Below are 20,447 nucleotides of genomic sequence, written 5' to 3'. Positions count from 1 at the left end.
CAGATGCTTCGGGTCGTTAAAACGAGGGAAAATGAAGATTTGATAAAAAATAATAATTTTTCAATGAGTTAAGTAATTGAGATTATTGACGCAGAGCGATGCCTCGCCAATACCTGGGTCAGCCTGCGCAGAGCAGCGCCGCCTGGCAGGTCGGGTAGCCCGGCTAAGCGCAGCGCAAGCCGGGAAAATATCCAGGCTAACGCGCCAGATTGTCGTAGCCGCGCCAGCGGTAGTTAAGCACCGACAGCGCCCAACAGGCGACAAACAACCCGACCACCACAAATCCGGCGTCGCCAAGGTTATCGTTTAACATCCCCACCCAGCGCCATATCCCGCCACTGAGCGCAAACTTATCCATTAGCAGACCCAGCGCCTCCAGACCGCCAATAAACAGCGCCACTACCACCGAGGTGCCGGTGATGGTCATATTGTAATAAAGCTTGCGCTGCGGTTTGCTGAACGCCCAGCCGTAGGCGCCGACCATCAGCACGTTATCGAGGGTATCCACCAGCGCCATACCGCTGGCGAACAGCGCCGGGAAGACCATAATCGACCAGACGGAAATCCCGCTCGACGCGCCGGCGGCGGAGATACCCAGCACACCGATTTCGGTAGCAGTATCAAAACCGAGGCCGAACAGGAAGCCGACCAGGTACATCTGCCAGCTGCGGCTAACCAGACGGAAGGTTTTGCCAAACAGCCAGCTCATCACCCCGCCGCCGCTGACGATTTCGTCGCTCACTTTCTCACCGCGCTTCCACGCCCGAAAGCTGCGCCACACGCTGCGTAAAATCACCAGGTTGATAAAGGCCATCGCCAGTAAAAACAGGGCCGACACGGCGGTGCCGATGACGCTACCGGTGTCGTGCAGCCAGCTCATCTGCGCGCTGAAGGCCGTGGCGGTCGCGGCAATCGCAGCCGAGGCCAGCACCACAATCGATGAGTGGCCCAGCGAGAACCAGGCCCCGACGGCGAATGGCCGCCGCCCCTGCTGCATCATCTTGCGGGTCACGTTATCAATCGCTGCGATATGGTCGGCATCAACTGCGTGGCGCAGGCCGTAGCCCCAGGCCAGCAGGCTGGCGGCCATCAGCGCGCCGCTGTCGCCAAAGGCCTGCAGCGCCCAGCACCAGGCCAGTAAGTTTGCCGCGATCAACCCCAACACCAGTCCCGCAGCGCGCGGCTGCTGGCGTAAAACTGTCATTATCATTGTTGTGTTCCTTGAGCCTGCCCGCGGGCGGCGGCGATCACCGCCTGACCATATGCGATTGCGCCGTCGCCGGCCGGCAACTGCTGCGCAAACAGCAGAGTAAAATCCGCCAGATAAAAGGTCAATCGCGCCGCCAGCAGGCGGTTATGCAGCACCCCGCCGCTGCAGACTATCGTGTCGAGGTCGCGGGCGGTGGCGCAGTCACGGGCCATCGCCGCCAGCCCACAGGCCAGGGCGTCATGGAAGGCCCAGGCTTTCTGCGCCGGGGTCGCCTGCCAGCCCAGCCATTGTCGCCAGAACGTTGCTAAGTCCAGCGCGTCGTCGCGCCACGGCAGCGTAACCGGGTGGCTGACGCCGGGGCAGCTGGCGGCCAGCGCCTCCAGCCGACAGGCCGCTTCGCCTTCATAGCTCAGGCTCTCCGGCGCGCAATCCAGCGCACAGGCGACGGCGTCAAACAGCCGTCCGCAGGACGAGGCGCGCGGCGCGTTAATGCCGCGATCGATGGCCTGCGCCAGCAGCGGCCAGTTGCGCTGGCGCAGGGGGGCGGTCTGCGGATAATTCTGCCAGTCAGGGACAAAGGCCAGGCACTGAGCCAGCAGATTTCGCCACGGCTGGTGCGCCGCCAGGTCACCGCCCGGCAGCGCGACGGCCGGCAACCCGCCAAGATGTTCGCACTGGCGATAGTTAACCCGCAGGCACTCCCCGCCCCACAGCGCGCCGTTCTCCCCCATACCGATGCCGTCGAGGGTCAGGGCGATAACGTCGCCGCCGTCAAGCGGCCAGCGGTGCTCGGCCAGGCACGCCGCGGCATGAGCATGGTGATGCAGCACCGTCTCCACCGGCAGCGACAGGGACGCCGCCCACTGCGTTGAGCGATAGCCGGGATGGGCATCAACCACCACCCGCTGCGGCACAAACGCGTAAATGCTTTGCATCAGTTGCAGGGTGCTGCGCCACTGCTGTTCAACGCCTTCCTCGCCAAGATCGCCAAAGTGCTGGCTCAGCACCGCTTCGCTGCCGCGCGCCAGGCAGAAGGTATTTTTCATATCCGCGCCGAGAGCCAGCAGCGGCGGGATGTCTCGTAGCCCCGGCGGCAGCGGCAGCGCATCCGGGACGTAGCCCCGGGCGCGGCGCAGCATTTCACCGCTTGACCGCACCAGCGAATCATCCAGCCGCTGCACGATGTCGCGGTTATGGAGCAAAAAGCCGTCGGCGATGTCGGCTAAATCGTTGAGCGCCTGAGTATTACTTAACGCCGGCGGACGGCCGCTAAGGTTGCCGGAGGTCATGACGATGGGGCGCGCCAGAGCCTGCAGAAGCAAATGCTGCAGCGGATTAGACGGCAGCATCACCCCTACTTCCGCAAGCCCTGGCGCAATCTCGTCACACAGGCCGGAGACCTGCGCTTTAGCAATCAGTACGATGGGCGCTGCCGGGGAGCCCATCAGCGCCGCGGCGTCGGCGGGTAAGCCCGTCGCTGACGGCAACATCACCGCCAGCGGTTTCGCCGGACGGTGTTTCCTCGCCCGCAGCGTGGCAACGGCAGCGGGATTACCGGCATCGCAGGCCAAATGAAAGCCACCGATACCTTTTATCGCCACGATGTCGCCTGCCGCCAGCCGCGTGATGGCCGCCTGCAGCGCAGCCTCGCTGTTCAGCGTTTCCCCCTCTGCCCGCCATTCCAGGCGCGGCCCGCAGTCGGGGCAGGCCACCGGCTGGGCGTGAAAACGGCGATCCGCAGGATCGCGGAATTCAGCCTCACAAGGGGAACAGAGCGGGAACGGCGCCATTGCGGTGAAAGGCCGGTCGTAGGGCATGGCGCGGATAATGGTCAACCGCGGCCCGCAGTGTGTGCAGTTGATAAAGGGGTAGCGGTAGCGGCGCGCCCGGGGATCATTCATCTCCGCGAGGCACGCCGGGCAGGTCGCGGCATCGGGCACGATCTGGGTGCGCATGCGTCCCGCCCCGCTCTCGCGGATGGTGAAATCCTGCGGCGTGGCCGTCCAGCAATAAGGGGTGCAGTCGGTGCTGTCGATACGCGCCAGCGGCGGGCAGTGGTCAGCCAGAGCGGCAGTAAAACCATCGTCGCCCCCGGCCAGCCGCACCAGTACGCCGTCACCGTCATTACAGACATCGCCGCAGCGGGCCTGCGTCCGGGCCAGCTGCCAGACAAAGGGGCGGAACCCCACCCCCTGCACTTTACCGCGAATGCGGATTTGCACCCCGTTCATCCCGCGACTTACCAGGCCAGCGCCGTACGGCGACGTTTCTCGATATTCATCTGCTCCAGCTTGTTGCGGTCAACGCACACCAGGGCGTGCGTCGGGCAGACTTCCATGCAGGCCGGGCCGCTCTCGCGGTGGAAGCAGAGGTCGCACTTGTTGGCTTCGGCTTTTTCCGCCACAACGTTCAGTCCGGCGCCGCTATGGCGGATCACCGGGCGCACCACCACCTCCATCGCCCCGTACGGGCAGGCAACAACGCAGGTTTTGCAGCCGATGCAGCGCTCCTGCATCACATGGACAAAGCCTTTATCGCGGCTGATGGCGCCGTTCGGGCAGACGTTGGCGCAGGGGGCGTCTTCACACTGACGGCAGGCGGTCGCTGTGGAGACATTGACCCCTTTGATCACGTGAATACGCGGTTGAAAGGTGTGAGGCGTCAGGGCGGCGCAATCCTGATGTTCCTGATGGGACACCACGCAGGCCACTTCGCAAGTGCGACAGCCGATACATTTGCTCGCATCGGCGATAATGAAACGGTTCATCCATTTCTCCAGCAGTAAGAAGGTTAGGCGCCGGAGTATGCATAATACGTTCCAGTTTTTATATTATTGATAGTTAAGAGAATTGAATCGAATATTTGCTGTCATCGTCAGTAGTGACGATGACAGCTGACGACGTCAGGCACCGGGACCCGCCACCAGTGAATCACGCTCAATTAGCGCCCCGGGGAAGCTCTGCTGAAAGTTGAATTCCCCACCATCCAGCATAAATATCAGCCGATTGATGCTCTCTTTAATCATCTCCGTCACCGGTACCCGAACGCTGGCGAGCGACGGCACCATATACGGTGCCAGCACAATATCGTCAAACCCCACCACCGAGACCTGATCCGGTACCTTAACGCCCAGCTGGTGAAGCTGCTTCATCGCCCCGATCGCCATATCGTCATTGCTCGCCACCAGCGCGCTGTAGGTCACCCCGCGTTGACGCAGGCTCTCTACCGCCGCCGCGCCGGTTTCCGGCGTCCAGCGCCCCTCCGCGATGAGCGCCTCGTTCAGGGCGATGCCGTGGCCAGCCAGCGCGTCTTTGTAGCCGGCAAGGCGTTCGACGCCGGTGGGTGAGTCAAGGGAGCCGGTAATAAAGGCGATATCGCGATGGCCAAGCGCAATCAGCCGCTCCACCACCCGCATCGCCGAGGCTTTTTGATCGGACCAGACACAGTGGCTGGCGTGGCGGCGCAGGCGGCGATTGAGCACCATGATCGGCTGCGAGTGGTTCTCAACGATCTCGTCCATCTCGTCAACGGTGAGAAAGCGCGGGTAGATGATGATCGCATCGCAGCGCAGATCCAGCAGGTACTGGATCGCCTCCCGCTCCTCTTGCGCGCTGTGCTTGCCGTCGGCCAGGATCAGCTGTCGTCCTTTGTCCTCTGTCATCCGCGCCACGTGATACAGCAGCTCGCTGAAATAGACGCCGTGGTACAGGGTGTTGGTCACCACCAGGCCCAGGGTTTGCGTCGTTTTGGTCGCCAGGTTGCGCGCCAGCAGATTAGGCCGATAGCCGCTCTCCGCCACTGCCTTAAACACCCGGTCTTTGGTCTCCTGACTGACATAGCCGTTGCCCGACAGCACCCGCGAAACGGTTGCCTTCGATACCCCCGCGCGCTTTGCGACCTCCAGCATCGTTGCCATGTGATTCTTCCTGTTGCAAAAGTTGCAGGCAGTGTACTGCACGTTTCCCGCTTTTACAGCATTCCCCTGTTCACCACCGCGATCCGGCTCACGGCGACGCTTCGCGATCAAAATCACAAAATTGAGATCATCTTTTTTTATTTCTTGTGTAATCAAATGAAACTCACCATGATTTTGTGGAACCGGTTTCCTATATAAACATGGTATCGCCCGGCGATGCGGCGCGGTAGCAGATCAGTACCCTATTGATAAACAGGATAAAATCCGATGTCGAAAAATTATGCAGCCCTGGCGCAACAGATAGTCACGGCAATCGGCGGAGTCGATAACGTCGCCGCCGTGACCCACTGCATGACCCGTCTGCGCTTCGTGGTCAAAGACGACGAAAAGGTCGATAGCCCCACCCTGAAAGGCCTGACCGGGGTACTCGGCGTTGTGCGCAGCGATAACCAGTGCCAGGTGATCATCGGCAATACCGTTTCCCAGGCCTACCGCGAGGTCGTGAATCTGCTGCCTGGCGACCTGCGCCCGGCTGAGCCGCAGGGCAAAGCGCCGCTGACCCTGAAACGCATTGGCGCCGGGATCCTTGACGCGCTGATCGGTACCATGTCGCCGCTGATCCCGGCAATTATCGGCGGATCGATGGTCAAGCTGCTGGCGATGATCCTCGAGATGAGCGGCGCGTTGCCGAAAGGCTCACCGACGCTGACCCTCCTGACGCTTATCGGCGACGGCGCATTTTTCTTCCTGCCGCTGATGGTGGCCGCCTCCGCTGCGGTGAAATTCAAAACCAATATGTCGCTGGCTATCGCCATCGCCGGGGTGCTGGTGCATCCAGGGTTTATCGAATTGATGGCCAAAGCCGCCCAGGGCGAACACGTTGAATTCGCCTTTATTCCGGTTACCGCGGTGAAATACACCTACACAGTGATCCCGGCGCTGGTGATGACCTGGTGCCTGTCGTATATCGAGCGCTGGGTGGATCGCATTACCCCGGCGGTGACGAAAAACTTCCTTAAGCCGATGCTGATCGTGCTGATCGCCGCCCCGCTGGCGATCCTGCTGATTGGCCCGCTGGGTATCTGGATCGGCAGCGCCATTTCCGCGCTGGTGTATACGATCCACAACTATCTCGGCTGGCTGTCGGTGGCGATCATGGGCGGGCTGTGGCCGCTGCTGGTGATGACCGGTATGCACCGCGTCTTTACGCCAACCATCATTCAGACCATCGCCGAAACCGGCAAAGAGGGCATGGTGATGCCATCGGAGATCGGCGCCAACCTGTCGCTCGGCGGCGCTTCGCTGGCGGTGGCGTGGAAAACCAAAAACCCGGAGCTGCGCCAGACGGCGTTGGCCGCCGCGGCTTCGGCGATTCTGGCCGGGATTTCCGAACCGGCGCTGTACGGCGTGGCGGTGCGCCTGAAACGCCCGCTGATCGCCAGCTTAATCAGCGGCTTTATCTGCGGCGCGGTGGCGGGAATCGCCGGTCTGGCCAGCCATTCGATGGCGGCGCCGGGGCTGTTTACCAGCGTGCAGTTTTTCGATCCGGCCAATCCAATGACCCTCGTCTGGGTGTTTGGCGTGATGGCGCTGTCGGTGGTGCTGTCGTTTGCCCTGACGCTGATCCTCGGCTTTGAAGATATTCCCGTTGAACAGGCCGCTGCCGACGCCAGAGCGCGCCAGGCCCGGGCCCAGGCATCCCACGCCTGAACACACAATTGATAATGAGGTAATGCATGGCGAGTTTCCCACAGGGATTTTTATGGGGCGGCGCACTGGCCGCCAACCAGTCTGAAGGCGCTTATCTTGAAGGCGGCAAGGGGCTGACCACCGTGGATACCCTTCCCCACGGCGCCCACCGCCTGCCGGTAAAATTAGGCCTGGAGAAGCGCTTTACGCTTCGTGAAGACGAGTTTTACCCCAGCCATGAGGCGATCGATTTTTACCATCGCTATAAAGAAGATATTGCCCTGATGGCCGAGATGGGGTTCAGCGTCTTCCGCACCTCCATCGCCTGGAGCCGCCTTTTCCCACGCGGCGACGAGCAACAGCCGAATCCGCAGGGCATCGCTTTCTATCGCTCACTGTTTGAGGAGTGCAAAAAGCACGGTATTGAGCCGCTGGTCACGCTGTGTCATTTCGACGTGCCGATGCACCTGGTGATGGAGTACGGCTCCTGGCGTAACCGCAAAATGGTGGATTTTTTCAGCCACTACGCCCGCACCTGTTTTGAGGCCTTTGACGGCCTGGTGAAGTACTGGCTGACCTTCAATGAAATCAATATCATGCTGCACAGCCCCTACTCCGGCGCCGGTCTGGTGTTTGAAGAGGGTGAAAACCAGGAGCAGGTGAAGTACCAGGCCGCGCATCACGAGCTGGTGGCCAGCGCGCTGGCGACAAAGATCGCCCATGAGATTAACCCGCAGAACCAGGTCGGCTGCATGCTGGCGGGCGGCAATTTCTATCCTTACTCCTGCAAGCCGGAAGATGTGTGGATGGCGCTGGAGAAGGACCGCGAAAATCTGTTCTTTATCGACGTCCAGGCGCGCGGCGCCTATCCGGTGTGGGCCACGCGGGTGTTCCGGGAAAAAGGGGTCACGATTGCGAAACAGCCGGGCGATGACGAGATCCTCAAAAACACCGTCGATTTCGTCTCCTTTAGCTACTACGCTTCGCGCTGCGCCTCGGCGGAGATGAACGCCAGCAACACCAATGCCGCCAATATCGTCAAGTCGCTGAAGAACCCGCACATCCCGGCCAGCGAATGGGGCTGGGGCATCGACCCGCTGGGCCTGCGCATCACCATGAACATGATGTATGACCGCTATCAGAAACCACTGTTCCTGGTGGAAAACGGGCTTGGCGCTCGCGATAAGATCGACGCCAATGGCGACATCAATGACGACTATCGCATCAGCTACCTGCGCGAGCACATCAGAGCAATGCTCGATGCTATCGGCGACGGCATTCCGGTGCTGGGCTACACCAGCTGGGGCTGCATCGATCTGGTCTCAGCGTCAACCGGCGAGATGAGCAAGCGCTACGGCTTTGTCTATGTCGATCGCGACGATGCCGGCAACGGCACGCTGGCGCGTAAGCGTAAAAAGTCATTCTTCTGGTACCAGAAGGTGATAGCCAGCAACGGCGCCGATCTCGACTAAGCACCCTCGCCCACACGCGCCCATTTCCCGCGACAAACGGGGATGGGCGTCTGCTTTCTGTTGCATCCATTACATGCTTTTTTCTCGAGCCTGATTCCAGTTTCTGGTTTGCCTCCTGTTCACAATAACTGGTATTTTATCCAGTACTTTTACAGGGGTATCTTCAGCAAGGAGCACATCATGAGCGCACAGCACCCTACCGCAGCCAGAGGGATAGCCAGGGCCATTCGCCAGTTAACCGTGGGATATGTCAGAAAACGCCATGAGGACCGCAAAACACGGGAGACGCGGCGCTACACCCGCCACGCAGCCCTGAGCCTGAACGGCGACTGGCTGGAGCAGGCGGGGTTTCCGGTCGGCACGCAGGTCAGAGTCTCGGTGTCGCCCGGGAAATTAGTGATAGAGAATCTTGAGCTGGCGCCGCCGGGAACGGGGCTCCCGGCCGGTCAGTCGTGCGCCGGCGGAGAGCCCGGTTCGCCGCTGGGTTAATCGTCTTCAGCCTCCAGCCGGGCAAAGCCGCCCTGGCCCTGCCAGCCTGCCAGCTGCTGGTACACCCGGGCAACGGCCTCTTTTACCGGCTGGGTCATCGGATAATAAAAACCGACGATATCCGGCTGAATGCCGAGGAAGATCACCTCGCCGACGTCCTCTTTCAACTGATCGACCAGATAGTTGAGCGGCATGTTATGGGTGGTCATCATAAACATCTCGGCGATATCGTCGGGATCGATGACGCGAATGTCACCGGGGTTGAGGCCCATGTCGGTGGCATCGACAATCAGCAGGCGTTCGGGGCGTAATTCGCGGATCGCCACGATGTCGTTTTCCGGCGCGCTGCCGCCGTCGATGACCACCCACTGGCCGGCCGGGTTCGCCGCGCACATCTCCGCCAGCAGCGGGCCGGCGCCGTCGTCGCCCATCATGCTGTTGCCAACACAGAGTAAAACGTCAGTCACGTAATTTCCTCACCATCAGGTAGATGGCGCTCTCCTGGTGAATATCATGCAGCATGCTGAGCAGGGTTTTGCTCCACGCCTGCTGCTGCGGGGTCTGCGCGGACTGCGCTTTATCAAAGGCGTTGGCCAGCATCGCCACATGGCTACTGTCGATGACGATTTCGCCATACTTCGGCACGCCCTCCATTTTGCGCCGCGCGACGCTCCCGGCCTCAAGGGTGGCGATCCATGCCAGATACGCGTCCCACGGGCAGCTCAGCGCCGCCTCAAGACAGTCGATGACGCCGAGGTGGTGGCCAATCGCCAGGCTGTAATAGACCACCTGCTGCGCCTGATCCGGCGTGGCGTCGTTCTCATCAATAAATTTACGGCTCAGCTGACTGAACACCACCGTCTCGCTCATCGGATACGCGCCCCCTCGACCACCTGGTTGAGATGGGTGACGATCTCGGTCAGACGCGGATCTTTCTCCGCCTCCAGCCAGCGCAGCACCTGACTGTCGCCCTGGCCAAGCAGACGCATATAGTCGTCAGCAATCTGCCGGCCATAGCGATAGCCCGCCAGACGCCGCGCTTCGCGATCGATGCGCACCCGCAGGGGTTGTACCATATCGGCATGCAGCAGCTCGGTCGGCTGTTCGTCGAGCTCGCCCGGCAAACGGGCGTGAATTTTCTGCTCCAGCAGGCCGAGCGCCATGGCGAAGCCGTACAGGGTAGCAGCGGGCGTCGGCGGGCAGCCCGGAATATAGACATCGACCGGTACGATTTTATCAGTGCCGCCCCAGACGCAGTACAGGTCGTGGAAGATGCCGCCGCTGTTGCCGCAGGCGCCGTAGGAGATACAGATCTTCGGATCCGGCGCCGACTGCCAGGCGCGCAGCGCCGGGGAGCGCATGGCGCGGGTCACCGCGCCGGTAAACAGCAGAATATCGGCATGGCGCGGCGAAGGCACCACCTTAATGCCGAAGCGTTCAGCGTCGAACAGCGGCGAAAGGGTGGCGAAGATTTCAATTTCGCAACCGTTACAACCGCCGCAGTCGACGCGGTAGACGTAGGCCGAACGTTTAATCTTCTTCAGCAGCGAGGCCTTCATGCTGGCGATGGATTCCTCCACCGTCATCGGCACGGGAATGCCGTTTTCATCGCGCGGGCCAAGTAAAGTACTCATCAGCTGGCCTCCCTCATATGGCGGGTCAGTTCAATACGATCGGACGGCACCAGGCATTTCTGGCGCTTGCATTCCGGGCAGGTTTCGAAGCTTTCACGGTGCAGCTCGGCGCGGGTATCGCCGTTATGCTTGAGCAGCGCGATGGCGTAGTCGATCTCCTTCTGCACCGCGAACGGACGCTGGCACTCCCGGCAGTGGCAGATAGCGAAGCGCGACTGCTGGAGGAAATCCTCTTTCTTCCACACCGCCAGCTCATACTCCGGCGACAGCTTAATCGCCGCCGTCGGGCACACCTCTTCACAGCGGCCGCAGAAGATGCAGCGCCCGAGGTTGAACTGCCACGCCAGCTGATTAGTGGCCAGATCGGTCTCGACCGTCAGGGCGTTCGACGGGCAAGCGTTCACACAGGCCGCGCAGCCGATACACTGTTGTGGATTGTGCTCCGGCTTGCCGCGGAAGTTTTTGTCCACCGGCATCGGCTCCAGCGGGTAGGCGTGCGTCGCGGTGCCGGTCTTAATAACTTTTTTAATAAAGGTAAACATGGCGATTCCTTATTTCAGCGGCGAGTTTTTACGCTCGATGCTGTAGCGCTCCAGCTCTTTGTACGGCACCACTTTGCTCTTCTTCTTACGTACATCGACAACGGTCATGCGGTCGGTACAGGAGTAGCATGGGTCGAGGCTGCCGATGATCAGCGGCGCATCGGAAACGGTATTGCCGCGCAGCATATAGCGCAGGGTCGGCCAGTTGGCGTAGGTCGCCGCCCGGCAGCGCCAGCGGTACAGTTTCTGGTTGTCGCCGGTCATGCTCCAGTGGATATCGTCGCCGCGCGGCGCCTCGGAAAAGCCCAGTGCGAAGCGGTGCGGAATATAGGTGAACCCTTCCACCATCAGCGGGCCGCCCGGCAGGTTATCGAGACCGAAATCAATCATATTCAGCGCGGTATAAACCTCGTTGATCCGCACCTTGAGGCGAGATATCACGTCGCAGCCCTGCTCGCTGTGGACTTCCATCGGCAGCAGGCCATAACCGACAAACGGGTGGTCGGCGCGGGTGTCGCGGGCGTGGCCGCTGGCGCGAACCATCGGGCCGACGTTACTGAAGTCGCGGGCGATTTCCGGATCCAGACGGCCAATACCGACGGTACGCTGTTCCATGTTCGGCGTGCTGAGCAGCATATCCACCAGCTCCTGCACGTCGCGGCGCATCTGCTGCGCCAGCTGACGGGTCTGGATCATGTCCTCTTTCAGCAGGTCGCGGCGGATCCCGCCGATCAGGTTCAGGCCGTAGGTTTTACGTGCGCCGGTGAGAATTTCCGCCATCTTCATTGAGGTTTCGCGCACGCGGAAGAACTGCATAAAACCGGAGTCAAAGCCGGTAAAGTGGCAGGCCAGACCGAGGTTCAGCAGGTGCGAGTGCAGGCGTTCCACCTCCAGCAGAATGGCGCGGATCATCTGCGCCCGCTCCGGCACCACGATGCCCATCGCGTTCTCCACCGAGGTGGTGTAAGCGGTACTGTGGGCGAAGCCGCAGATGCCGCACACCCGGTCCGACAGGAAGGTCACTTCGTTATAGCCCATGCGGGTTTCCGCCAGCTTTTCCATCCCGCGATGGACGTAGAACAGGCGGTAGTCGGCATCGATAATGTTCTCGCCGTCAACGAACAGGCGGAAGTGGCCAGGTTCATCAGAGGTGACGTGCAGCGGGCCGATCGGCACCACGTTGTTTTTCTTGCTGCCGAGCTCGTTAATGAACTCGTAGGTTTCGGCGTCGGTGGTCGGCGCCGGACGCTGGCGATAGTCCATGCTGTCTTTGCGCAGCGGATAGAGTTCGTCCGGCCAGTCGTCCGGTAGCACCAGACGACGTTCGTCCGGCAGGCCGACCGGCACCAGACCGTACATATCGCGCACTTCGCGCTCGCCCCACACCGCCGCCGGGACACGCGGCGTCACCGACGGGTATTCCGGTTTGTTGGCATCCACTTCCACGCGCACGGTGATCCAGCATTTGGTGCCCTGCTCCATCGACAGCACGTAATAGACCGCGTAGTGGCCGTTCAGCTTGCGCTCATCGTTGCCGAACAGCACCGACAGCCAGCCACCCTGCTGGTAGTAGAGAAACTCCACCACTTCCGGCAGGTAGTTGACCTTCACCGTGATAGTTAACTGGTCTTTGGTCTGCCAGGCTTCGTCCAGCACCACGCCCGGAAAGGCCTGGTGCAGCGCCGCAAGATAGTGTTGACCGATTTTTTCTTCAGACATGCTCAAACTCTCTTAATCACGCCACCAGCAAGGAGACGAAAGCTAAAAAGGCAAAACCAAACCCGGCCCAGGTGACGCGGGAGGTGGCACAAAAACGCAGACGCGCCATGCTGTTTTCAAACAACGCGATAATCAGCACCCCGACCACCAGCTTGACGACGGCGACCACCAGCGCCAACAGCAGGCCGCCGACGCTGAAGCTGGTCATCTGGCCCCACGGGAAAAAGACCCCGACAAACATCTGCAGCACCACCAGCTGTTTGAGGCTGATGCCCCACTTCAGGATGCCAAAGCCGCTGCCGCTGTATTCCGATAGCGGGCCCTCCTGCAGCTCCTGCTCCGCTTCCGCCAGATCGAACGGCAGTTTGCCCATCTCAATAAAGGTGGCGAAGGCGCAGGCGCACAGCGCCAGAATCAGTGGAATGCTGCGCGCCGCCGGCCAGTGGTAAAGGGTATCGGTGATGGTGCTGATATGGGTCGAGCCGGCGACCTGCGCCGCCACCCACAGGCCCAGCAGCAGGATCGGCTCCACCAGCACGCCAAGCATCGCTTCGCGACTGCTGCCCAGCGCGGTAAACGGGCTGCCGGTGTCCAGACCAGAAATGGCAAAGAAGAAACGGGCGATGGCGAACAGGTAGATCAGGGTGATGAGATCCCCGAGCACCGGCAGCGGAGAGTCCACCGTCACCACCGGCAGCGCGGTGGCGATGGTCAACATCACGCCCACCATGACGTACGGCGTCAGGCGGAACACCCAGCCCGAGGCGTCAGGACCGACGCTCTGGCGGCCCAGCAGTTTCAGGATATCGCGATACTCCTGCAGTACCCCCGGTCCGCGGCGGTTATGCAGCCGCGCGCGGGCGACGCGAACGATCCCGGACAACAGCGGCGCGACGGCAAACAGCACCAGCGCCTGTAGCAATGCAATTAACAAACTCATTCTCAGGCTCCTCGCGAAATGACAATCACCACCAGCACCGCCAGCTCAACCAGCGCGATCCCGCGCAGCAGCGCTGGCGCCGAGGCCGATTGCCAGCCCGGCACCAGACGCACCGGGTTTAGCCAGTGGCGCAGCTTCAGCAGCGGCGCAAAGGCTTCTTTCACCGGCATGGCGAAGCCGTGGGCCGTCACCACCATCGACTGCTCATGGTCATAACCGCAGACCCACGCCGCGCCGCGCGAGCGCGCCGCCAGGCGATCACCTTTAAAGAAGATCATCAGCAGGAACGGCAGCAGCGGGCAGGCGATAAGCAGCAGCGCGATCATCGGCTGCGATACCACGCTCGACACCTGGGCCTGCACCGGGAAGGCGCCGCTCACCAGCGGCAGCAGCCACGGTGCGGCGATGCCGCCAACGAGGCAGAAGACCGCCGCCAGCACCACGCTCAGGGTCATCAGCCAGGGGGCGCAGGTGGCGTTTTCCGCCTCTTTCGTCCGCGGCGCGCCGAGGAAGGTCACGCCATAGACTTTCGCCATACACATCACCGCCAATGCGCCGGTGATCGCCAGGCCGACGGCCAGCAGCGGCCCCAACAGACGGCCAATAAACAGGTCGCCGGTGCTCATTTTGAAGAAGGACTGATAGATAACCCACTCGCCGGCGAAGCCGTTCAGCGGCGGCAGGGCCGCCATTGCCATCAGCCCCACCAGCATGGCGAGGGAGATCAGCGGCATTTTTTTACCAATGCCGCCCAGCTTCTCGATATCGCGATGGCCGGTACGGAACCACACCGCCCCGGCGCCAAGAAATAGCGTGGTTTTGAACAGGCTGTGGTTAATCAGGTGATACATACCGCCGATAAAGCCCAGCACCATCAGCGTGCTGTTACTGGTCGCCACGCCGGTGACGAAGGCGCCCAGACCCAGCAGGATAATGCCGATGTTCTCCAGGGTGTGATAGGCCAGCAGACGCTGAATGTTATGCTCCATCAGGGCATACAACCCGCCGATGAAGGCGGTGATCATCCCCAGCGCCAGCAGCATGACGCCCCACCACAGCGGCGGCACGCCGCCGGCCAGCGAGACGGTCAGCATGCCGTACAGACCGACCTTCATCACCACGGTGGAAAACAGCGCGGCGGCCGGCGCACTGGCCCCGGCGTGAGCCTGCGGCGCCCAGCCGTGCAGCGGGATCGCCCCGGCCAGCAGGCCGAACCCCACCAGCCCCGGCAGCCAGAGCAGCGGGTTCTGCATCATATCCACCGCCTGGAGGTTGATCTGCGCCAGCTCGAGGGTGCCGTAGGTCGACCATACCAGCCAGCAGGTCCAGGCCATCAGCAGAGTACCGAGACGGCCCAGGACAAACCACAGCTTACCGGAGGCGGCGCAGCCGGTGAGAAACGCCGCGCAGAGCGCCATGATCTCCGCCATCACCACCAACGAACCGATATTGGTCACCACCACCGCGCAGGTGGCGGCGGCCAACAGCAGGTTGACCAACAGGCCGTTGGCCTTCACCTGCGGATGGCGATGCCAGCTAATATTGAACAGCGACACCGGCAGCGCCGACAGGCCGATGGCCAGCAGCCACAGCGCATTGACACCGCCCACCCGCATCGTCAGATGCAGAAACTGCAGCATGCCGCCGTGGATCCGTTCCGGCATCAATAGCGCTGCGCCGCCGGCAACCACCAGCATGGCGCTGGCCACTGCGCCGCCGATCCCGGCAATAGCGCCGCTGAGCGGTTTACGCATGGCAAACACAAAGGCCAGCACGGCGCTGGCGGCGTACCACATCACCGCCTGATTGACTAATCCCATTACACTCATTCCCTCTCCCCCTGTTGCGCCTGGAACAGCGACAAGTCGCCAAGGTCGGTATTAAAGGTCAGCTGGCGTTTACGCTTGCTGGCCTGGGCGATATCCCGGCTATCCACCAACAGCAGCGCGTTGGTCGGGCAGGTCCGCACGCAGGCCGGGCCCTGCTCATCGAAGTGGCAGAGGTCGCATTTCACGGCAATGGCGCGCACGCCGGGCACCCAGTCGAGCAGCGAGCTGACACGGGCCGGCGCCGGCGGCGCGGGGGGCGCCAGTCGGGTATTGGCATTGGCCGGAATATCCAGCGGACGGCTGCCGGAAAATTCGATGGCGCCAAACGGGCAGGCGATGCCGCACAGTTTGCAGCTTACACACAGGCTCTCGTTGAGCTGGACGGCGCCATCGACGCGCTGGATGGCGTTAACCGGGCAGACGGTGGCGCAGGGGGCATCTTCGCAATGGTGGCACATCTGCGGTGCCGATTCTTTTTCATTACGCATCACCTGCAGCCGCGGCATAGCCTGCAGGCCGTGCTGGCGATGCGTCTCAGAGCAGGCGGCTTCGCAGGTGCGGCAGCCGATACAGACAGTGGAGTCAGCAATTACAAAACGGTTCACCGGGTCATCCTCGGGTGAAAGTCATTTTTGACGAAATCAGGTTGCGCAGGTGTCATTTTCGACACGTGTCGACACCTCGCGATCAGTGGGTCAGGGCCAGATGGCTTAAATCCACCGGTTGGTCTTGCTCCATGGCGTCATACAGACGGTCATAGACGGTGGCGATAATCGCCAGATAGTGCTCCAGCACCTGGTCGCGGGAGCGGTTGCTGATCCGCCCGTCCACCGTGCCATCCGCCGCCAGCGTGGCCTGAGCAATCAGGTACTTATCACCGCCGCCTTTGTTTTCGACGTAGTATTCGATGGTGTGGCTGTTAAAGCCTTCCGCCAGCGCGACAAACACCTGAAAATGGCCGAACAGCACGAAGCACAGCTCTTTATCCGGCGCGCAGCTCATCGCATGATGCAGGCGGGCCTTCGACAGGGTGATCCCCTGAACCAGCGAGTTACAGTAGATGTGCCACTGCTCCTGCTGCTGCCGGTGACGGTCGGCGATGTAATCCGCCTTTTCACTTATTTCCCAAATAGTCATATCGGTTTCTCCGTAGCATGAGATGCACCCTCTAAGCATTTTTCATGCCAGGTTTTATTTAATTGATTTAACTATGTTTTTGCATTCATCCCTGCCGACGCGACATGTCGATGACAGCCCCGGGGCGTCGACATCGACATCGACGGCCACGACGATTTCATTCTGGCATCGTTATTGCATATAAGGCGCATCGCGATACGGAGGCGACTATGCACGAAATCACCCTCAGCCAGCGGGCGCTGGAAATTATTGAACAACAGGCGCAGCAGGCCGGCGCGCGACGGGTGACCGGCGTGTGGCTCAAGGTCGGCGCATTTTCCTGCGTGGAAGCCAGCGCCCTGACCTTCTGCTTTGAGCTGGTCTGCCGCGGCACGCTGGCGGAGGGGTGCGAACTGCATATCGCCGAACAACAGGCTGAATGCTGGTGCGAACGCTGCCAGCAGTATGTCCAGCTTGTCTCGCAGCACGTCCGCCGCTGCCCGCTCTGCAATAACGACCAGCTACAGATCGTGGCGGATGACGGCTTACAGATTCAGCGTTTAGAACTGGAGTAAATTATGTGTACAACATGCGGCTGTGGCGAAGGCAACCTCTATATTGAAGGAGACGAACGAAACCCGCATTCCGCGTTCCGCAGCGCCCCCTTCGCGCCCGCCCCACGCCAGACGATGACCATCACCGGTGTGAAAACCGACCACTTCGCCCCCACCCGCACGCCAGAGGGCGACCTGCATTACGGCCATGGCGAGGCTGGGACTCACGCCCCGGGGCAGAGCCAGCGGCGGATGCTGGAAGTGGAGATCGACGTGCTGGATAAAAACAACCGTCTGGCGGCGCGCAACCGCGCACGCTTTGCGGCGAAACAGCAGCTGGTGCTGAATCTGGTTTCCAGCCCCGGCTCCGGTAAAACCACCCTGCTGACCGAAACCCTCACCCGGCTGAAAGGACGCGCCGGCTGCGCGGTGATTGAAGGCGATCAGCAAACGGTCAATGACGCCGCCCGCATTCGCGCCACCGGCACTCCGGCGATTCAGGTCAATACCGGGAAAGGCTGCCATCTCGACGCCCAGATGATCGCCGACGCCGCCCCGCGCCTGCCGCTGGCTGACCACGGCATTCTGTTTATCGAAAACGTCGGCAACCTGGTCTGCCCGGCCAGCTTTGATCTCGGCGAACGCCATAAGGTGGCGGTGCTGTCGGTCACCGAAGGCGAAGACAAGCCGCTGAAATATCCACATATGTTTGCCGCCGCCAGCCTGATGCTGCTCAACAAAGTCGACCTGCTGCCGTATCTCAATTTCGACGTTGAGAAGTGCCTGGCCTGCGCCCGTGAGGTCAATCCGCATATTGAGATTATTCTCCTCTCGGCCACCAGCGGCGAAGGCATGGAGCAGTGGCTCACCTGGCTGGAGACGCAGCGATGTGCATAGGCATTCCGGGACAAATTTGCGCCATCGACGGCGTGCTGGCGAAAGTGGAAGTCTGCGGCATTCAGCGCGACGTCGACCTGACGCTGGTCGGCGCCGTTGACGAGCAGGGTCAGCCGCGGCTCGGCCAGTGGGTGCTGGTGCACGTTGGGTTCGCCATGAGCGTGATCAATGAAGCCGAAGCGCGCGACACCCTCGACGCGCTGCAAAATATGTTCGATGTGGAGCCGGACGTCGGCGCGCTGCTGTACGGCGAGGAGCGATAATGCGTTACGTTGATGAATACCGCGCCCCCGAACAGGTGATGCAGCTGGTGGCGCATCTTCAGCAGCGTGCGCGTCTGCTGCCGCACACCGCCGCGCGACCGCTACGCATCATGGAGGTCTGCGGCGGCCATACTCATGCCATTTTTAAATTCGGTCTCGACCAGCTGTTGCCGGAGAATATCGAATTTATTCATGGGCCAGGCTGCCCGGTGTGCGTCCTGCCGATGGGGCGCATCGATGCCTGCATTGAGATTGCCAGTCGTCCAGGGGTCATCTTCTGCACCTTCGGCGACGCCATGCGCGTGCCAGGTAAAAACGGCTCGCTGCTGCAGGCGAAATCGCGCGGCGCCGATGTCCGCATCGTTTACTCGCCGATGGACGCCCTGCGGCTGGCGCAGCAAAACCCGCAGCGTGAGGTGGTCTTTTTCGGCCTCGGTTTCGAAACCACCATGCCCGCCACCGCCCTCACCCTGCGTCAGGCGCGGGAGCGCAACGTCGATAACTTCTACTTTTTCTGCCAGCACATCACCCTGCTGCCGACCCTGCGCAGCCTGCTGGATCAGCCGGACAACAGTATCGACGCCTTTCTCGCCCCGGGCCACGTCAGTATGGTGATCGGCACCGAGGCCTACGGCTTTATCGCCAGCGACTATCATCGTCCTTTAGTGGTCGCTGGTTTCGAACCGCTTGATCTACTGCAAGGCGCGGTGATGCTGGTTGAGCAGACAATAGCGCAGCGCAGCGATGTGGAAAATCAGTACCGTCGCGTGGTGCCGGATGCCGGCAACCCGCTGGCGCAGGCGGCGATGGCCGATGTCTTTCGCCTGGATGGCGACAGCGAATGGCGCGGCCTGGGGGTCATTAGCGACTCCGGCGTGCAGCTTACGCCAGCCTATCAGCGCTTCGATGCCGAGGCGCATTTCCGCCCGGCGCCGCAGCGCGTGTGCGACGACCCGCGGGCCCGCTGCGGCGAGGTGCTGACCGGCCGCTGTAAACCGCACCAGTGCCCGCTCTTCGCCCGCACCTGCAATCCGCAAAGCGCCTTTGGCGCGCTGATGGTCTCCTCAGAAGGGGCCTGCGCCGCCTGGTATCAATATCGCAGTCAGGAAAATGAAGCATGAAAAGCGTCCAGTTAGCCCACGGTAGCGGCGGTCAGGCAATGCAGCAGCTGATCGGCGACCTGTTTATGCAGGCCTTCGCCAACCCCTGGCTGGCGGAGCAGGAGGATCAGGCGCGCCTCGATCTGGCGGCGCTCGCCGCCCAGGGGGACCGCCTCGCCTTCTCCACCGACAGCTACGTGATTGACCCGCTGTTCTTTCCCGGCGGCAATATCGGCAAGCTGGCCGTCTGCGGTACCGCCAACGATGTGGCGGTCAGCGGCGCCATCCCCCGCTATCTTTCCTGCGGCTTTATTCTCGAAGAAGGGCTGGAGATGGCCACCCTGGAAGCGGTGGTCGCCAGCATGGCCGACACCGCCCGGGCGGCAGGGATCGCCATCGTCACCGGCGACACTAAAGTGGTGCCGCGCGGCGCGGCGGATAAGCTGTTTATTAACACCGCCGGCATCGGCGCCATCCCGGCGGACGTTCGCTGGGGGACGCAGCAGATTAGCGCCGGTGATGTGCTACTGGTCAGCGGCACGCTGGGGGATCATGGCGCCACCATCCTTAACCTGCGCGAGCAGATGGGGCTGGACGGCGCGCTGTCGAGCGATTGCGCGGTGCTGACGCCGCTTATCCAGACCCTGCGGCCACTGAGCGGGGTGAAAGCCCTGCGCGACGCCACCCGCGGCGGGGTCAATGCCGTCGCCCATGAGTTCGCCGCCGCCAGCGGCTGCGGCATCGAACTGCAGGAGGCAACGCTGCCGGTCAACGATACGGTGCGTGGCGTCTGCGAGCTGCTTGGGCTGGACGCGCTGAACTTCGCCAACGAAGGCAAACTGGTGCTCGCCGTCGCCCGCGAGGCCGCGGAAAACGTGCTGGCGCATTTGCGGTCTCACCCACTGGGACGCGATGCGGCGATAATCGGCGAAGTGGTCGACCACCCGGGCGTGCGTTCCGTTGGGCTGTACGGCGTGAAGCGTACGCTCGATCTTCCCCACGCCGAGCCGCTGCCGAGAATTTGTTAACGACGGCGTCGGGCCCCGGATAGCGGCTGGCGCCTTATCCGGGCTACAA

At 61.8% G+C, this 20,447-nt stretch carries 21 protein-coding genes; 8 read left to right on the top strand and 13 right to left on the bottom strand.

The window, feature by feature from the left end:
• Positions 1-196: 196 nt before the first annotated feature.
• From CWM58_RS09615 to CWM58_RS09600, 4 genes are all read right to left on the bottom strand, one after another.
• On the bottom strand, positions 197-1,210 hold the full coding sequence (locus CWM58_RS09615) for a HoxN/HupN/NixA family nickel/cobalt transporter (protein ID WP_008806172.1): 1,014 nt from the start codon (positions 1,208-1,210) through the stop codon (positions 197-199).
• Complete coding sequence (hypF, locus tag CWM58_RS09610; RefSeq protein WP_100680821.1) at positions 1,207-3,441, bottom strand: carbamoyltransferase HypF; 2,235 nt, start codon at positions 3,439-3,441, stop codon at positions 1,207-1,209. Before hypF ends, CWM58_RS09615 begins: the two co-directional genes overlap by 4 nt.
• Positions 3,442-3,449: 8 nt before the next feature.
• On the bottom strand, positions 3,450-3,977 hold the full coding sequence (gene hydN / locus CWM58_RS09605; RefSeq protein ID WP_008806174.1) for an electron transport protein HydN: 528 nt from the start codon (positions 3,975-3,977) through the stop codon (positions 3,450-3,452).
• Positions 3,978-4,112: 135 nt separating this feature from the next.
• Positions 4,113-5,126, bottom strand: coding sequence for a LacI family DNA-binding transcriptional regulator (locus CWM58_RS09600; protein ID WP_100680820.1), 1,014 nt, complete (start codon positions 5,124-5,126; stop codon positions 4,113-4,115).
• A 267-nt stretch (positions 5,127-5,393) separates the two neighbouring features.
• Here CWM58_RS09600 and ascF point away from each other — a divergent pair, with 267 nt between their 5' ends.
• From ascF to CWM58_RS09580, 3 genes are all read left to right on the top strand, one after another.
• Positions 5,394-6,836, top strand: a complete 1,443-nt coding sequence (gene ascF, locus CWM58_RS09590; RefSeq protein ID WP_100680819.1) for a PTS cellobiose/arbutin/salicin transporter subunit IIBC — start codon at positions 5,394-5,396, stop codon at positions 6,834-6,836.
• Between the two features lie 26 nt (positions 6,837-6,862).
• Complete coding sequence (locus CWM58_RS09585) at positions 6,863-8,287, top strand: 6-phospho-beta-glucosidase (protein WP_100680818.1); 1,425 nt, start codon at positions 6,863-6,865, stop codon at positions 8,285-8,287.
• Between the two features lie 180 nt (positions 8,288-8,467).
• Positions 8,468-8,776 carry a SymE family type I addiction module toxin gene (locus tag CWM58_RS09580; RefSeq protein ID WP_074387766.1) on the top strand — a complete coding sequence of 103 codons (309 nt, stop codon included), beginning with the start codon at positions 8,468-8,470 and terminating at the stop codon, positions 8,774-8,776.
• Here CWM58_RS09580 and hycI read toward each other — a convergent pair.
• The 9 genes from hycI to hycA all read right to left on the bottom strand — a co-directional run bounded on the left by hycI (position 8,773) and on the right by hycA (position 16,577).
• Positions 8,773-9,243, bottom strand: a complete 471-nt coding sequence (hycI, locus tag CWM58_RS09575) for a hydrogenase maturation peptidase HycI (RefSeq protein WP_061153555.1) — start codon at positions 9,241-9,243, stop codon at positions 8,773-8,775. The genes CWM58_RS09580 and hycI overlap by 4 nt on opposite strands.
• Entirely contained in the window at positions 9,236-9,646 is a 411-nt protein-coding gene (locus tag CWM58_RS09570; protein WP_100680817.1) for a formate hydrogenlyase maturation HycH family protein, read from the bottom strand. The genes hycI and CWM58_RS09570 overlap by 8 nt, the downstream gene beginning before the upstream one ends.
• The gene (locus CWM58_RS09565; RefSeq protein ID WP_061153553.1) at positions 9,643-10,410 is read right to left on the bottom strand and encodes an NADH-quinone oxidoreductase subunit B family protein; all 768 of its coding nucleotides are present in this window, start codon (positions 10,408-10,410) and stop codon (positions 9,643-9,645) included. Before CWM58_RS09565 ends, CWM58_RS09570 begins: the two co-directional genes overlap by 4 nt.
• On the bottom strand, positions 10,410-10,952 hold the full coding sequence (locus tag CWM58_RS09560; RefSeq protein WP_023290793.1) for a formate hydrogenlyase complex iron-sulfur subunit: 543 nt from the start codon (positions 10,950-10,952) through the stop codon (positions 10,410-10,412). Before CWM58_RS09560 ends, CWM58_RS09565 begins: the two co-directional genes overlap by 1 nt.
• Before the next feature lie 9 nt (positions 10,953-10,961).
• Positions 10,962-12,671 carry a formate hydrogenlyase subunit HycE gene (hycE, locus tag CWM58_RS09555; protein WP_004151044.1) on the bottom strand — a complete coding sequence of 570 codons (1,710 nt, stop codon included), beginning with the start codon at positions 12,669-12,671 and terminating at the stop codon, positions 10,962-10,964.
• A gap of 16 nt (positions 12,672-12,687) precedes the next feature.
• Positions 12,688-13,611 carry a respiratory chain complex I subunit 1 family protein gene (locus tag CWM58_RS09550; protein WP_046882467.1) on the bottom strand — a complete coding sequence of 308 codons (924 nt, stop codon included), beginning with the start codon at positions 13,609-13,611 and terminating at the stop codon, positions 12,688-12,690.
• Positions 13,612-13,613: 2 nt separating this feature from the next.
• On the bottom strand, positions 13,614-15,440 hold the full coding sequence (gene hycC, locus CWM58_RS09545; protein ID WP_100680816.1) for a formate hydrogenlyase subunit 3: 1,827 nt from the start codon (positions 15,438-15,440) through the stop codon (positions 13,614-13,616).
• Positions 15,437-16,045, bottom strand: a complete 609-nt coding sequence (locus CWM58_RS09540) for a 4Fe-4S dicluster domain-containing protein (protein WP_100680815.1) — start codon at positions 16,043-16,045, stop codon at positions 15,437-15,439. The genes hycC and CWM58_RS09540 overlap by 4 nt, the downstream gene beginning before the upstream one ends.
• An 82-nt stretch (positions 16,046-16,127) precedes the next feature.
• Entirely contained in the window at positions 16,128-16,577 is a 450-nt protein-coding gene (hycA, locus tag CWM58_RS09530) for a formate hydrogenlyase regulator HycA (RefSeq protein ID WP_004205645.1), read from the bottom strand.
• A gap of 209 nt (positions 16,578-16,786) precedes the next feature.
• Here hycA and hypA point away from each other — a divergent pair, with 209 nt between their 5' ends.
• Genes hypA through hypE form a run of 5 tightly spaced genes read left to right on the top strand, consistent with a single transcriptional unit; the run spans position 16,787 to position 20,398 of the window.
• Positions 16,787-17,131 (top strand): hydrogenase maturation nickel metallochaperone HypA, encoded by a 345-nt coding sequence (gene hypA / locus CWM58_RS09525; protein WP_100675851.1) that lies wholly within the window; start codon positions 16,787-16,789, stop codon positions 17,129-17,131.
• A 3-nt stretch (positions 17,132-17,134) separates the two neighbouring features.
• Positions 17,135-18,007 carry a hydrogenase nickel incorporation protein HypB gene (hypB, locus tag CWM58_RS09520; RefSeq protein ID WP_100680814.1) on the top strand — a complete coding sequence of 291 codons (873 nt, stop codon included), beginning with the start codon at positions 17,135-17,137 and terminating at the stop codon, positions 18,005-18,007.
• Entirely contained in the window at positions 17,998-18,270 is a 273-nt protein-coding gene (locus CWM58_RS09515; protein WP_048268092.1) for a HypC/HybG/HupF family hydrogenase formation chaperone, read from the top strand. The genes hypB and CWM58_RS09515 overlap by 10 nt, the downstream gene beginning before the upstream one ends.
• Positions 18,270-19,391 carry a hydrogenase formation protein HypD gene (gene hypD, locus CWM58_RS09510; protein WP_012967355.1) on the top strand — a complete coding sequence of 374 codons (1,122 nt, stop codon included), beginning with the start codon at positions 18,270-18,272 and terminating at the stop codon, positions 19,389-19,391. The genes CWM58_RS09515 and hypD overlap by 1 nt, the downstream gene beginning before the upstream one ends.
• Positions 19,388-20,398: a hydrogenase expression/formation protein HypE gene (gene hypE, locus CWM58_RS09505; RefSeq protein ID WP_100680813.1), complete on the top strand. Its 1,011-nt coding sequence runs from the start codon at positions 19,388-19,390 to the stop codon at positions 20,396-20,398. The genes hypD and hypE overlap by 4 nt, the downstream gene beginning before the upstream one ends.
• Positions 20,399-20,447 lie beyond the last annotated feature (49 nt).

This window comes from Klebsiella sp. H-Nf2 (genome assembly GCF_002806645.1).
Taxonomy (GTDB): Bacteria; Pseudomonadota; Gammaproteobacteria; order Enterobacterales; family Enterobacteriaceae; genus Klebsiella; species Klebsiella variicola.
The sequence above is the reverse complement of the archived record's forward strand: the minus strand, read 5'-3'. Positions and strand labels throughout refer to the sequence as shown.